14 protein-coding genes are annotated in these 14,689 nt (G+C 36.9%); 6 read left to right on the top strand and 8 right to left on the bottom strand.

Annotated features, from left to right (window positions below):
- Nucleotides 1-42 precede the first annotated feature (42 nt).
- The 5 genes from nusA to J0M08_09685 all read right to left on the bottom strand — a co-directional run bounded on the left by nusA (nucleotide 43) and on the right by J0M08_09685 (nucleotide 5,368).
- Nucleotides 43-1,293 (bottom strand): transcription termination/antitermination protein NusA, encoded by a 1,251-nt coding sequence (gene nusA / locus J0M08_09705; GenBank protein MBN8703330.1) that lies wholly within the window; start codon nucleotides 1,291-1,293, stop codon nucleotides 43-45.
- A gap of 37 nt (nucleotides 1,294-1,330) precedes the next feature.
- Nucleotides 1,331-1,804: a ribosome assembly cofactor RimP gene (gene rimP, locus J0M08_09700; protein MBN8703329.1), complete on the bottom strand. Its 474-nt coding sequence runs from the start codon at nucleotides 1,802-1,804 to the stop codon at nucleotides 1,331-1,333.
- Between the two features lie 176 nt (nucleotides 1,805-1,980).
- Nucleotides 1,981-2,604: a hypothetical protein gene (locus J0M08_09695; GenBank protein MBN8703328.1), complete on the bottom strand. Its 624-nt coding sequence runs from the start codon at nucleotides 2,602-2,604 to the stop codon at nucleotides 1,981-1,983.
- Between the two features lie 94 nt (nucleotides 2,605-2,698).
- Nucleotides 2,699-4,165, bottom strand: coding sequence for an RNA polymerase factor sigma-54 (gene rpoN, locus J0M08_09690; protein ID MBN8703327.1), 1,467 nt, complete (start codon nucleotides 4,163-4,165; stop codon nucleotides 2,699-2,701).
- A 9-nt stretch (nucleotides 4,166-4,174) separates the two neighbouring features.
- A complete protein-coding gene (locus tag J0M08_09685) occupies nucleotides 4,175-5,368 on the bottom strand; it encodes a phosphoglycerate kinase (protein ID MBN8703326.1) in 1,194 nt (397 codons plus the stop codon).
- Between the two features lie 124 nt (nucleotides 5,369-5,492).
- Here J0M08_09685 and J0M08_09680 point away from each other — a divergent pair, with 124 nt between their 5' ends.
- From J0M08_09680 to J0M08_09665, 4 genes are all read left to right on the top strand, one after another.
- On the top strand, nucleotides 5,493-6,620 hold the full coding sequence (locus tag J0M08_09680) for a DNA polymerase III subunit delta (protein MBN8703325.1): 1,128 nt from the start codon (nucleotides 5,493-5,495) through the stop codon (nucleotides 6,618-6,620).
- A gap of 102 nt (nucleotides 6,621-6,722) precedes the next feature.
- Complete coding sequence (locus tag J0M08_09675; protein MBN8703324.1) at nucleotides 6,723-7,925, top strand: hypothetical protein; 1,203 nt, start codon at nucleotides 6,723-6,725, stop codon at nucleotides 7,923-7,925.
- 56 nt (nucleotides 7,926-7,981) lie between these two features.
- Complete coding sequence (locus J0M08_09670) at nucleotides 7,982-8,548, top strand: GNAT family N-acetyltransferase (GenBank protein MBN8703323.1); 567 nt, start codon at nucleotides 7,982-7,984, stop codon at nucleotides 8,546-8,548.
- A gap of 3 nt (nucleotides 8,549-8,551) precedes the next feature.
- Nucleotides 8,552-9,034, top strand: a complete 483-nt coding sequence (locus J0M08_09665) for a gliding motility lipoprotein GldH (protein MBN8703322.1) — start codon at nucleotides 8,552-8,554, stop codon at nucleotides 9,032-9,034.
- Nucleotides 9,035-9,080: 46 nt separating this feature from the next.
- Here the strand turns inward: J0M08_09665 and J0M08_09660 are convergent, their stop codons facing one another.
- Entirely contained in the window at nucleotides 9,081-10,070 is a 990-nt protein-coding gene (locus J0M08_09660) for a ketoacyl-ACP synthase III (protein ID MBN8703321.1), read from the bottom strand.
- 202 nt (nucleotides 10,071-10,272) lie between these two features.
- Here J0M08_09660 and J0M08_09655 point away from each other — a divergent pair, with 202 nt between their 5' ends.
- Complete coding sequence (locus J0M08_09655; GenBank protein MBN8703320.1) at nucleotides 10,273-10,551, top strand: hypothetical protein; 279 nt, start codon at nucleotides 10,273-10,275, stop codon at nucleotides 10,549-10,551.
- Here J0M08_09655 and J0M08_09650 read toward each other — a convergent pair.
- Nucleotides 10,546-11,145: a riboflavin synthase gene (locus J0M08_09650; protein ID MBN8703319.1), complete on the bottom strand. Its 600-nt coding sequence runs from the start codon at nucleotides 11,143-11,145 to the stop codon at nucleotides 10,546-10,548. The two genes, J0M08_09655 and J0M08_09650, sit on opposite strands and share 6 nt — an antisense overlap.
- 1 nt (nucleotide 11,146) lies before the next feature.
- Nucleotides 11,147-13,819: a gliding motility-associated C-terminal domain-containing protein gene (locus J0M08_09645; GenBank protein MBN8703318.1), complete on the bottom strand. Its 2,673-nt coding sequence runs from the start codon at nucleotides 13,817-13,819 to the stop codon at nucleotides 11,147-11,149.
- Between the two features lie 630 nt (nucleotides 13,820-14,449).
- Between J0M08_09645 and J0M08_09640 the strand changes: the two genes are divergently transcribed.
- Nucleotides 14,450-14,689, top strand: a 240-nt coding sequence (locus tag J0M08_09640; protein ID MBN8703317.1) for a transposase, incomplete at its 3' end; no start/stop codon positions are given.

Genomic DNA, 14,689 nt, shown 5'->3' with positions numbered 1-14,689 from the left:
ACCCGAGCTTCTTAGCCAATAGAAGCTCGGTTTAGTTAAAACCTATTCGAATTCTGCACTTAAAATGTTTCTTACTTCTTTAATTGTTTCCTCTTCTAAATCGGTACGTTTTGCTAAATCTTCTACGCTTAAATCCAACACACTCTTAGCAGTATCGCATCCTACAGACTTCAACTCGTCTATAATCCAACTTTCAATTTCATCTGCAAATTCTTCCAAATCCACATCTTCATTGTCAATATCGGTATCTCTATATACATCTATTTCGTAGCCTGTTAACTTACCTGCTAGTTTAATGTTGTGTCCTCCTTTACCAATAGCCAACGATACTTGATCCGGACGTAAATAAACTTCTGCACGCTTTGTATCGTCATCCAATTTAATGGTAGATATTTTAGCAGGGCTTAGCGCTCTGGTAATAAACAATTGTGCGTTTGTTGTGAAGTTGATAACGTCAATATTTTCGTTCTTTAACTCACGAACAATTCCATGAATTCTAGAGCCTTTCATACCCACACACGCTCCAACAGGATCTATTCTATCATCGTATGATTCAACTGCAACCTTAGCTCTTTCGCCCGGTTCACGAACAATTTTCTTAATGGTAATTAATCCATCAAAAATTTCAGGCACCTCTAACTCAAATAATTTTTCTAAGAATAGTGGCGAGGTACGAGATAAAATGATTACAGGTGTTGCGTTCTTTAATTCAACGCGTTGAACAACGGCTCTAACGGTATCACCTTTTTTGAAAAAGTCGCTTGGTATTTGTTCTGTTTTAGGAAGCAACAACTCGTTTCCTTCGTCATCTAAAATTAAAATTTCTTTTTTCCAGATTTGATACACCTCTCCGGCAACGATATCTCCTAGTCTATCTTTGTATTTTTTATAGATACCGTCTTTTTCTAAATCAAGTATTTTTGAAGCCAAATTTTGGCGGATAGACAACACAGAGCGTCTTCCAAAATCTTCTAGTTTGAAGGGTTCAGAAACAGCCTCTCCAATTTCAAAATCAGGTTCAATTTTGCGCGCCTCTGTTAAGCTAATGTGTCTGTTTTCATCGTAATCAAAGCTATCCTCTGCAAATTCATCGTCTACAATTTCTCTGTTTCTCCACACCTCTAAATCCCCCTTATCCGGATTTACGATAATATCGTAATTCTCGTCTGTTCCGTATTTTTTAATCAACAAATTTCTGAAAACATCCTCTATAATGCTCATCAATGTTGCTCTGTCGATATTTTTAATATCCTTAAATTCAGAAAACGATTCAACTAAATTAACATTTCTCATTGTACTGTTTTTTTGAGTTAACACATTTATTTTTTATCTATTTTATTTTTCCAAACACAATTAATGCTTTTGCTTCTTTTATTTGCTCAAAGGGCAACACAATTTTATCTACCACAGTTTGCTTCCCTTTTTTGCCTTCAATCTTCACTTTTTTTTCCTCTTCAATTGTAATATAAGCATCTGTAACTTCAGCCAATTTACCTTGATACCCCTTACCATCCTTGGTAATTGCTTGTATGTTTTTACCTAAGCGTTTTTGGTATTGCCTTAGCACTTTGTAAGGTTGTTCTAGTCCGGGAGACGAAACTTCCAACTCATAATCTTCAACGTCTCTGTTTAAGTTAGCTTCTATATGCCTACTAACTGTTATGCAATCGTTAATTTTTAAGCCGGACTCTCTTTCTAGGGCTACAAAAATTTTATTCCCGGATTTCACGGAAATATCAACCCAAAACAAATCCTCTTCCAGCTTCTCTTCAACTAATTTCTTTATGGTATCAACCGTAATCATTTGTATATATTCAATAAGAAAGGGGACTAAAGTGTCCCCTTTCTCTTGAATTTCTGCACAAATGTACAAATTTTATCCTTACGATGCAAAAAAGCTCAAAATGCACTATTTTACCTTTAGTACAAGCGTGTTTAGATAGTTGTTTTCTTGAATTTTAATTTCGAGCTGTTGTTGGGTTAAAAAGGAAAAGAAACCGCAAACACAAGCAGCATACTTACTAAACCAATGGCAAAACCTACATATACTTGGGCAGGAGTGTGTGCCTGCAACAACAATCTAGATGAGCCAACCAAACCTGCCACAAATACAAAAGCAGGGAATAGCAGTAAAACATTAACTCTTCCGGAAACCAAATACATAGCCATACACACCCCACCAATTCCAACCATGTGTGCGCTTACCTTCCAAAACATATTGAGTATAAAAGTTATCACAAGCGCTACTAATGCGCCAAGCAAAAGATGTTCAATTAAAAGTGATAGTTGCAAACTATGAAGTAAATAATAAGCCGCTGCAAAAAAAATAATTGTTGTAAAATATAAAATTCTTCTATCCTCCTTGCTCTCCAAATAAATAGATTGCACATGTTTAAAGGCATACATCAACAGAATATTTGCAACCGGCAAAATTCCAGTAAACAAAAAAATAACACCGATTAGTTTTAATTTATAGTGCAACGGTAAAAACAAACTAAGTTGCGGGTGCCCAAACAACAACACTACCACTCCGTATGTTGTTACCAACAATGGATGAAAAACAACAGAAATAAATGTAGCTAGTTTATGAGAAAGATTGTTCATAGAATCTTATAGTTTCAGGTTTTTGCGTTGCGGCTATTCAATTGTTACCAACTGCGTTTTTCCGCTAATTCCGAATGAAAGAAAGAAGACAAACTTACACTTCCTTGCGCATACGCGCAACAGGTATCTCCAGCTGTTCTCGGTATTTAGCAACAGTTCTTCGAGCAATGGTGTAGCCTTTTTCTTTCAATATTTTTGTTAGTGCATCATCTGTTAATGGTTTCTTTTTATTTTCGGCAGAGATACAATCTTCCAATATTTTTTTCACTTCTCGTGTGGACACCTCTTCTCCGCTGTCTGTAGCCATCGATTCGGAAAAAAAAGATTTTAACAAAAATGTTCCGAACGATGTTTGCACGTACTTACTATTCACAACGCGCGATACGGTAGAAATATCTAAACCAACTCGTTCTGCAATATCTTTTAAGATCATTGGCTTTAGCTTGGTTTCATCGCCCTCTAGAAAAAAATTGTACTGGTATTGCAAAATGGCATTCATGGTGTACAACAATGTATGTTGGCGTTGTTTAATAGCATCGATGAACCCTCTGGCAGAATCTATTTTTTGTTTCACAAACATTACCGCATCCTTACTCGATTTGTCTTTACTCTTCGAATACGTATTTAACATTTCTGCATATGCACCACTAACTCGTAGCTCCGGAGCATTGCGCGAATTAAGCGTAACCTCTAATATCCCGTCTGTATTGGTAAGCGTAAAATCAGGTATTACTTGCTGCACACTTTTTTGCGAATCGGCCAAAGAACTCCCTGGCCTAGGATTCAGCTTGGTTATTTCTTCTATTACTTCTTTAAAAATTTCTTCGTCATCAATCTCTAGATATTTAGCAATTTTCTCATAATGCTTTTTAGAAAACTCTTCCATCTGCTTATCTACGACCTTAATTGCAGTTTCTATAATAAAGGATTGTGGCTCCTTTCGCTTTAATTGCAAGAGCAAACACTCTTGCAAATTTCTTGCACCAACACCCGCAGGGTCGAATGTTTGTATGATGTGCAATAGTTTTTCCAGCTCTTCCTTGGTGGTTGAAATGTTTTGAGAAAACGCAATGTCATCTACAATAGACTCTAAGTCCCTTCTCAAATACCCATCTTCATCTATATTTCCAATCAAATAACTAGCAATTTGGTATTCGTTATCGCTAATCTCTTTTAATCCTAATTGCTGTTCTAACAACTCTTGAAAAGTGGGACCCGATGCATATGGAATTTCCTTTTTATCGTCATCGGCACTTGAGTTGTTGGCGTTATACTTATACTCCGAATCATCGTCATCGTCCATATAATCGCTCATGTCGAACTCATCGTCTTGCCGTTCGTTCTCTTCACTCGTATCTTCTGTTTCTAGCTCATTGTCGTCATTTGCATCAACATCTTTTTCATCTTCTTCTGGGCCTTCTTCCATTGCGGGGTTTAGCTCCAACTCTTCTTTAATACGTTGCTCTAGCGCAATTGTAGGCAACTGCAACAATTTCATTAGTTGAATTTGTTGTGGAGAAAGTTTTTGTAAAAGCTTCTGTTGAAAATTCTGTCTAAGCATTTGTTCTGTTTAATTATTTTTTATTGCAGCAACCCCCGGAAGCTCTTTCCCCTCCATATATTCGAGCATAGCACCTCCACCGGTAGATACATAGCTTACTTTGTGTTGCAAATTATACTTATTAATTGCCGCCACACTATCCCCTCCTCCAATCAATGAAAAGGAACCATTCTCTGTAGCCTTTGCCACTGCTTGCGCTACAGCTTTTGTACCGGATTGAAATTTATCCATTTCAAAAACACCCATTGGACCATTCCACAAAATAGTTTTAGCTGCCAGTATCTCTTTTGCAAATAACTCTTCGCTTTGTTTACCAATATCCAACCCCATCCATCCCGCAGGAATTTCTTTCATTGAAACGGCTTGCGTATTCGCATCGTTCGAAAATTTGTCAGCAGCAATAGCATCTACAGGCAATAGCACAGCAACACCCTTTTGTTTTGCTTTTTCCAACACATCCAAGGCCAGTTGCAATTTATCTTCTTCGCATAGCGAATTGCCTATTTGCATTCCCAACGCTTTGGCAAAAGTAAACGCCATACCCCCTCCAATAATTATACTATTGGCTTTACTCAATAAATTTTCAATAATTAATATTTTATCGGAAACTTTTGCTCCTCCAATGATAGCAACAAAAGGCCTTTCCGACTCATACAAAACTTTGTCGATACTTTTTATTTCGCCATTCATTACATAGCCAAACAATTTATCTTTTTCGAAAAACTTAGCAATAACCGCTGTAGAGGCGTGTGCTCTGTGTGCAGTACCAAAAGCATCATTCACATATACATCGCCCAAAGCTGCTAGTTTCTTTGCAAATGCTTCGTCTCCCTTTTCTTCTTCTTTGTAAAAACGTAAATTTTCTAACAACAACACCTCCTTTGGCTTTAATGCCAAAGCCATATCTACAGCACTTTGTCCAATACAATCATCGGCAAATTTCACATCTACTTTCAAAAGCGTTGAAAGGTGCGGCAATAAATGTTTAAGCGAATATTTATTCTCCGGTCCGCCTTTGGGCCTTCCTAAATGAGACATTAAGATTACACTTCCTCCGTCCTTCAATATTTTAGTAATAGTAGGAATTGCAGCAGTAATGCGAGTATCATCGCCAATGCTAAAATCCGCATTTAATGGCACATTAAAATCAACTCGAATAAGCGCCTTCTTATTTGAAAAATTAAAAGAATCTATGTTTTGCATATCGTATTTGTACTTGTTTGTTGTATAAAAATAAGGTTTTATAAAATAAAGAAGCAGTTTAAAAAAAGAATTTGAATTAAAATAATTATTAATAACTCCATAGGCTTAGTATATTTGATGCTGCATGAAATTCTCCGAAGTAATAGGACACCAAGAAACAAAATTAAAACTGGCGCAGGCTGTGCGCGAGGGGCGTATTAGCCATGCGCAATTGTTTTTGGGTGCCGAAGGCTGCGGAGCACTGCCAATGGCATTGGCCTATGCACAATATATTTCGTGTACAAATAGAAATGAGAGCGACTCGTGCGGAACTTGCGCCTCGTGCATTAAATACCAAAAATTAATTCATCCAGATTTACACTTCGCTTATCCGGTAGCTATTTCGAAAGATGTACGCGTAAGCACCGCTGTTATTGCAACTTGGCGAGAAAAGATTTTAGAAAATCCATACTTAAATTTATTCGATTGGTTTTTATCGCTTGATGCCGAAAACAAACAAGCTATCATTGGTACTGAAGAAAGTGCCGAAATAATGCGAAAATTAAGCCTTACCACTTATGAGGCCGAATACAAAGTGATGATTATTTGGATGGCTGAAAAAATGAACTCAACTGCTGCCAATAAATTATTAAAAATCTTAGAAGAGCCGCCCGATAAAACCCTATTTATATTGGTTTGTGAAGCAGAAGACCAATTACTGCCAACTATTATTTCTCGTACACAAACGACACGTATCGGAAAATTAAGTACCGAAGAAATAAAAAATGCACTTATGCGCACCCAACAACTTTCTAGCGAAGATGCCGGTAAATTTGCATTTGTGGCAGATGGCAATTACAATGAGGCGATGAAACACGCATTTCATGCGACAGAAGAGTTAAATTATTTTGATTTTTTTAGAGATTGGATGCGCTTAAGTTTTAAGCTGGATATACAAAAAGCAATGAAGTGGATAGAAAGTATTGCCGGTATTGGTCGCGAATCTCAAAAAAGATTTTTATTGTATTGCAATCAAATTATGCGATCAGGTTTGTTAGAGAACCTAAACATGCCGGATTTAGTGAAGTTGGAAGGAGAAGAAAAAGAATTTATCAAAAAATTTTCACCGTATATAGGTTTGCACAATATAAGCGACTTTTCCGAAGAGCTTACTAAGGCATTTACACACATTGAACGCAATGCAAATCCTAAAATATTATTCTTAGATCTAACATTTAAGATGAACGAGTTATTGAACAGGAAAAACAGCTAAAAAACACCTTTCGCAAGCAACTGCTTTTTTCTCCCCAATATTCCTTATTTTTATGCATCATAAAGTTTAATCTATTCATAACTACAATTTATACTTATATATATGGGATGTTCGGGATGTTCTACATCAAGCGACAGCACTACGGGAAAATCAACTACGCCAAAAGGATGCAATAGCAATGGCTCTTGCGGCACAAGTAGTTGTAATAAATTGAGTGTATTTGATTGGCTATCAAACATGGTGCTTCCTTCAGGTCAGCAACAATTTGACTGCATGGAAGTACGTTTTAAAAATGACCGAAAAGATTTTTATAGAAACGTAAACAACCTTTCACTTACTGCGGGAGATGTTATTGCCGTTGAATCCAGCCCCGGGCATGATATTGGTGTGGTATCCCTTACAGGAGAATTAGTAAAAACGCAAATGAAGCGAAAAGGGGTAGATCCGGCAAACCCCGAACTAAAAAAAATATATCGTATAGCTAAGCAACAAGATATTGACAAGTGGAAAGAAGCACAAAATCTGGAGCGACCTACCATGTATCGTACTCGAGAACTTGCGCTTAAGCTAGGCTTAGAGATGAAAATAAGCGATGTGGAATATCAAGGGGATAGAGCAAAAGCCATATTTTACTACACTGCTGATGGGCGCGTAGATTTTAGAGAGCTGATTAAAAAAATGGCAGAGGAATTTAAAATCCGTATTGAAATGCGCCAAATTGGAGCAAGGCAAGAAGCAAGTAAATTGGGAGGTATAGGTTCTTGCGGACGAGAATTGTGCTGCTCTACTTGGCTTACAGACTTTAGAAGCGTTTCAACAACTGCGGCTCGTTACCAACAATTGTCGTTAAACCCATTGAAATTAGCCGGGCAGTGTGGAAAACTGAAGTGTTGTTTAAACTATGAGTTGGACAGCTACTTAGATGCCATAAAAGATTTTCCAACTACAGAAGTAAAACTAAAAACAAAGAAAGGCGATGCTTTTCATCAAAAAACAGATATTTTTAGGCGTAAGATGTGGTATTCGTATACCACAGAACCAAGCGTATTCATTGAAGTTCCCGTTGACAGAGTAAAGCAAGTATTGGCATTAAATAAGGATAATAACTTTCCGGAAGATTTAATTGAGTACGTAAATAAAGAGATTAAAGTAAAAGAACCTGATTTTGAAAATGTGGTGGGACAAGACAACATAAATAGGTTTGACAAGAAGAGAAAGCCTCAACACAACAATCAAAACAGAAATAGAAACCGACCAAATAACAATAACAACAGAAGAAGACCGGACAATAGACCAAAAAAATAATTTTGAATGTTGAGTTGTGAGTGTTGAATTATAAAAAGATCCGTAAAATGATCCCTTTGATTGATACAATTTGTTGCGAGAAAGAAACCGACACATCCAAATTTGCCTCAATTACGAGAGCGAATAGACCTCGACTATTTGACGGCAACTATGATTACAACTGGAACGAAGCTTTATCCGAAGAAGAAAAAATTTCTGTAAGGGAATTAGGAAAAAATCTTGAGAAATTATTTGTTTACAGATACCTGTTCTATAGTGACGGTAAAGCAATAGGTTGGAGTTGGGGGGTGCAAAAAGCTGCTGACGAAATATATATGGTAAATACAGCCATTGAGCCCGAATACAGAAACAAGGGAATCTATACAGCTTTTTTGCACTTATTGATAAAGGAGCTTTCCGAAAAGGGATTTCAGCGAATTTACAGTAGGCATAAACTCTCAAATAACGGTGTAATAATTCCGAAACTAAAAGCGGGGTTTGTAATTACGGGCATAGAAGTAGATGACAGATTTGGCTCTGTAGCTATTTTAAGCTATCTGACAAATCCTATAAGAAGAAAAATTTTAGACATCCGCATTGGCATGCAAAAACCAGATGAAGAAACAAACGCACTAATTGTATAAAAAATGAACTTTTTAAAAAATATACTACTTATTACCATCTACCTACTACTCATTTCTACATTATCTTCCTGCGACAAAAACAGAGTGTTTGAAGAGAACAAACAAATTTCCGATCAACTTTGGAATATAGATGAGAAGCTTAGTTTCGAGGTTAATGTAACAGATACACTAAGTAACCATAATTTTTACATCAACGTGCGAAATGCAGATGGCTATCCGTACAATAATTTATTTTTATTTATTACCACACAATTTCCGAACGGAAAATTTGCAAAAGACACACTAGAGTGTATTTTAGCAGATGAGTCCGGGAAATGGCTTGGAGAGGGGCTTGGAGATATTTGGGACAATCAAATTCCATTTAAGCGAAAAGTATTATTTCCGCTCCAAGGAAAATATATATTTACACTTGAACAAGGTATGCGCGCAGAAGAACTTCCTCTTATATTAGATGCGGGTATTCGAATTGAAAAACAAGGAGAATAGATATAAATATTCCATTCAACATTTATAATTAAGCATTCAACATTATTTAATACGCCCACTTCAAATAAATAGAGCCCCACGTAAACCCTCCACCAAAAGCGGATATTACAATATTATCGCCCTTTTTAAATTGCTTTTCAAAATCCCACATGAGCAGCGGAATAGTGCCTGCGGTAGTATTTCCGTAACGCTGAATATTCATTAACACTTTGTCTGAATTCAACCCCATACGCTCTGCGGTAGCATCAATAATGCGCTTATTGGCTTGATGCGCCAACAACCAACTTACATCATTGCTTGTAAGTTTATTACGCTCCATTATCTGAGCAGACACATCCGCCATTCCCTTTACGGCAGCCTTAAATACAGTTTGCCCTTCTTGGTACACAAAATGTTCCTCTGCGTCAACTGTAGCATGGGAAGCAGGCTTTAAAGATCCTCCGGCTTTTTGATGCAAATAATTTCTTCCTGCACCATCTGCTTTCATAATAGCGTCTATAAAACCTAGTCCTTCTGCGTTAGGCTCTAACAAAACAGCTCCGGCTCCATCACCAAAAATTATACAAGTAGAGCGATCTTTGTAATTAATAATAGAAGACATTTTATCGGCACCAACTACAATAATTTTCTTGTGAAATCCTGTTTCAATAAACTGTGCCGCAGTAGTTAGTGCAAAAAGAAATCCGGAACAAGCAGCCGACAAGTCGTATCCCCAGGCATTTTTAGCACCAATCTTATCGCAAATAACATTCGATGTAGATGGAAATACATGGTCTGGAGTTACAGTTCCAACAATTACCATTTCAATTTCTTCGGCACCAATACCACGCTTTTTAAGCAATTGATTAATTGCCTCCACACACATATCAGATGTTGCTTTGCCCTCTCCTTTTAAAATTCTTCGTTCTTTTATTCCAGTACGACTTTCAATCCACTCGCTATTTGTTTCGACCATCGTTTCCAACACTTCATTGGATAAAACAAAATCCGGAACATATCCTCCAACAGCAGTAATAGCAGCAGTAACTTTTTGCATAAATAATTTTTTAGGAGTACTAATTTACAATTCTTTTTGGATGGTTTGTGCATCAGCATCAAAAAGGAGATAATTGCACATGTAGAATTCAAAAAAATTCTTCGTACTACTATCAACATGTTTTTTGTTGATAACAACTTTATAGACATCTCATACAACTAAAGACGGTTTTTAAATTTGTTTAAATCCAAAACCGACAGCAATGAAAAATGAAAAAACATTTGTAACAATTCGGCAAACAAAAAAGCAAGAATTGTTAAACACTACCACCATTAGTGATTTGCGAGACAGAGAATACAGCGCACAATCACTTACAAACGAAGAATGGATGGCATTGCGAAATTATGACAAATTCCGTATCACGGAGTTGAACAAAGAACTTACTGATATGGAGTTTCATGAAAAATACAGAGAGCTTCAAGTAATGGCTAACCTAGGCGACTATAAAGAATTTTTGAAAGAAAAATATTCTTCGTTATAAGTTAGGTAAATAGCCGGCAGAAAGTTTTGCCATGTATTTTCCTACAACATCAAATTCAATATTTACATCCTCACCAACTTGCAACTTGTGTAAATTGGTATGTTGGAACGTATAAGGAATTACAGCGATAGAAAATCTGTCTTTTTTCGAATTTACCACTGTTAGGCTAATTCCATTAACTGCAACAGAGCCTTTCTCTACCGTAATAAATTCAGGCTTTACAGCGTGTTTAAATTCAAACACCCAACTTCCGTCCATATCCTTTATCGAAACACAAGTAGCTGTAGCATCTACATGCCCTTGTACAATATGTCCATCAAAACGAGCAGAAGCCGACAAACACCTTTCTAAATTTACTTTATCTCCTATCTTAACAGCAGATAAATTTGTTTTTTGAAGCGTTTCTTGTATTGCAGTTACCTGGTACGTGTTGTTTTCTTTGGCTGTAACGGACAGACACACGCCATTGTGCGCAACACTTTGATTTATCTGTAAATCGGCTGTAAAAGAAGATTTTATAGTAAAAACAGTATTTGTTTTACTTGTGTTAATAGCAATCACTTCGCCTACTTCTTCTATAATTCCTGTAAACATATTAGTTGGTGGGAGCTCCGTCTTTTCCGTGTATAAGCTGAATAAATCCTTTTAAATACCTTGGTTTGATGCCTGTTACGCGTATTTCATTTACAACACACGTATAATAATAAGTACCGTCAGAACACATTGTTTTGGTTTCTAAATTTTTTCCGTTCCAGTTAATATCTGGGTCGGTTGTTTCATAAACCAAAAGTCCCCATCTATTATATATTTTCATTTCTACATCCTGCACGTATTTGTAGGGCTTAAGGGATGAATAAAAATCATTCACACCATCTCCGTTAGGAGTAAATACATTAGGCAACTCATAAATTGGACAATTATCTACACAAAATGATTGTGCATTTACACTCTCGTTAGCAAACGAATCGACAGCTGTAACTAAATAACAACCGGCTATGCTTAATCCATTGGCATAAGTATACGTTGTATCGTGCGGAGATGAAAAGGTTGCTAAAAGCGAATACGAATCGCCTTGAACGGGAGTATAATAAAGTCTATAGCCAACAACATCGTTCGCACAACTATTGTTAGGATTATTCCAAACCAAACCCACCTGAGACAAATCACAGTCAGGTGTAGCCACAATTCGTGGAGGGCATGGTGGGGTTAAATCTATTGGTGTTGCACAAACAACTTGCGACCTGTTATACAATGGCCGCACAATGGTTGTGTCAGAATATTCACCTTTCGCTAAAATATAATAGCAATATTGTTTTCCATTGAGCAAATTTTGTTTTAAATATTGTTGTGCCAACGAACTATCAATAAGAGTAAAGGTTCCGGGCGAAGTTTCATAATAAATAAAATAATTATTATTCGTCCACGGAACATTTGCGCTCCAAGTAAATGCAAGCTCTTTATCTGCGGGAGTTATGGACAAAAACACAGAGGATGCTACATGAGATGAACCCACATAGGTAGTTCCCCCTAAGGCATATAAATCTATAACATACGAATATGCTTTTTCTTTTGTATTTAAATTAGTTGCCGTGAAAACTGTGTCGTTCCAATTAAGAATGCTATTTGCCGTAAATGTAGCAACTATAGATGGTGTGCCCAATACAAAACCTTCTGATTGTTTCAATTCTATTCTATATGGTCCGGGGTAAACGAGTGTATCAAAATTTTGAGTATTGGTAATAGGCATTGTCCATTTTACTTTAATACCTCCTGTAGCAATATCAGTAGCAGTAACATCTACATTCGTAATTATTGGGATGTCGTTTTTTAGTTGCTCACAAACCTCAATAGAGGCGTAACTTTCAGCACCATCTAAAAAACAAGCCACAATTCTGTAACAATAATTTTCGCCATGAATCAACCCCATTCCATTATTGGAGTCGGTAAAATTTGTACTATCAATAGTAAACCCTTGCGAAATAGGCATGGAACCAACAAGAGAAAACCCTGTATAGCTTGGCACTCCTGTTTCGCAATGTGCCGGAGACCAACCTGAGGTTCCCGCTTTTCTGTATATTTTGTAACCAACAAATTTATTGTTAGTTGGATCGCAAAAACTTTTATCCCACGATAATTTAATACTTGTACCGAGCGCATTGGCGGTAGGGTTTTGAGGGGCAGGAGCAACTACCGTAATTTTTACAGTTTCAAAATCAACCAAACTAGGATTGCCATTATCAACAGCCTTAAACGACACCAAATGTGGCTGTTTTCGCACATGATTGCATGATGTTGGCCAAGAAAAAACTCTCGTACTTGAATTAAAAGTAGCCGCAGGGCTTAAAATAAAAGGCCCACCGGAAGCACTGTACGAAATCGAATTCCCATTTATGTCAAAGGCAGATACCGTCATTGTTAAAAGAGTTCCTGCATTGACACACGTATCTCTTAAATTAGAAATAACCGGAGGATCGTTATTACATCCCGCCACATCTATTTGCAAATCACGCAACACCTGCCCTACTCTAAATCGTTGGCCATTTATGGTACGCCACTCTTCTATCAAAATGGCAACGTTATATATTCCTTGATTGAGAGGTGTACACCATTCAAAATCTCCGGTTACGGCATCGATAAACAAAGTAGATGTTGTTGGCGGCAACGTATAACCTCCTATTGGATTTGCGCTAGCCCCCAAACATGTAACCAACGAATAAGACAAACTATCTCCATCTGCATCAAAAGCCCCGGGATTGTGATAAAAACACACATTGGTGCAGGCATTGTCAATTGGTGGATTTAGTAATTGTGGAGAGCTGTTACTACCCAAAATTGAGTTTATAATTAATTTCGACTCCAGCGCAAATGGAACATCTACAGAGTTAGGAATATTATCAACTCCCGAAATTCTGTTGGGGTCCTCCATCCAAAGGCTGTAAATACCACTACCGGGATAGGTATGTGTTCCTTTATAAATATTTTTTTTTATATCATTTCCTAGCGACTGCCCATTGGGAATGCTGCCACATGCCGATGTTGAATTAACAGGCCCATTAGTTCTATTTAAAACAGCGGTGTCTCCATCTCCATAATGAATTACCAACTCACATCTATCTGCGGGACTACTCTCTTTAGTGTAAGTAGTTATCACAATTTCGTAGGTAAGCCCACCAAGCCAATTATAGGTAATTTCACCGGCTCTATTGTGTGTAGCAAACCCGGTGATGGTATTAAGAGAAAAAAGTAAAATGTATATAAGTCTCTTCATTATGAACTTCAACAAGCTTCAATTTACAAAAAATATATGTAAAGTGGTTGTATTTTCTGTAACAAAAAGCGATTCAACCTACGTTAAGTAATAGTATTGTTTGTCACTGTTTAGTTTTTTATAGAACGCCACAACTCCGTATTTAGTACGTCCATCATTCTACCCTTTTTAAGGTATTCCCATTACGCGCTAAGCTGAAGCAATGCCTGTGTGTCTGGGCTTAGTGTGAAACTATTATTGTAAGTTCTACTTACCAATTGAGCCCCTCTTTGTAAATAAGACGCATGAATAAAGCCTTAGTAGTGCAAACGAAAATAGCCAATACCATTAGATAAAAAATAATAAGCAGAGCTTATGAAGATATACAAAGACACTAAGCCCAATCGCACTAATGCCGAGCTTCAGCTTAGCGTCTACCCCAGTACGCGCTAAGCTGAAGCAATGCCTGTGTGTCTGGGCTTAGTGTGAAACTATTATTGTAAGCTCTGCTTACAAGTGCCTACTTCGTATCTGGTATTTCTCGGAGTAAGCGCTAAGCTGAAGTCAAGAATTTTGTGCGGTAGAGCTTAGTGTGAAACCATTATTGAAACACATATTGTAAGTTATACTTACTTTTTATATTTTCATTTCATGTCCGAAAAATATAAAACACATAGTGATGGGTTATACTTTGTAAGTTTTAGTGTAGTTGGGTGGATAGATGTATTTACAAGAAGGTTATATCAAGATATACTGGTAGAGAGTATTATCTACTGTCAAAAAAACAAAAATCTTAAAATATACTGCTATTGTATTATGCCTAGTCACGTTCATTTGATAAGTTATTCAGCCGGAGGCGAATTGTCGAATAGTTTAAGGGATTTAAAATCA

It is taken from the genome of Bacteroidota bacterium (assembly GCA_017303975.1).
GTDB lineage: Bacteria > Bacteroidota > Bacteroidia > JAFLBG01 > JAFLBG01 > JAFLBG01.
The sequence above is the reverse complement of the archived record's forward strand: the minus strand, read 5'-3'. Positions and strand labels throughout refer to the sequence as shown.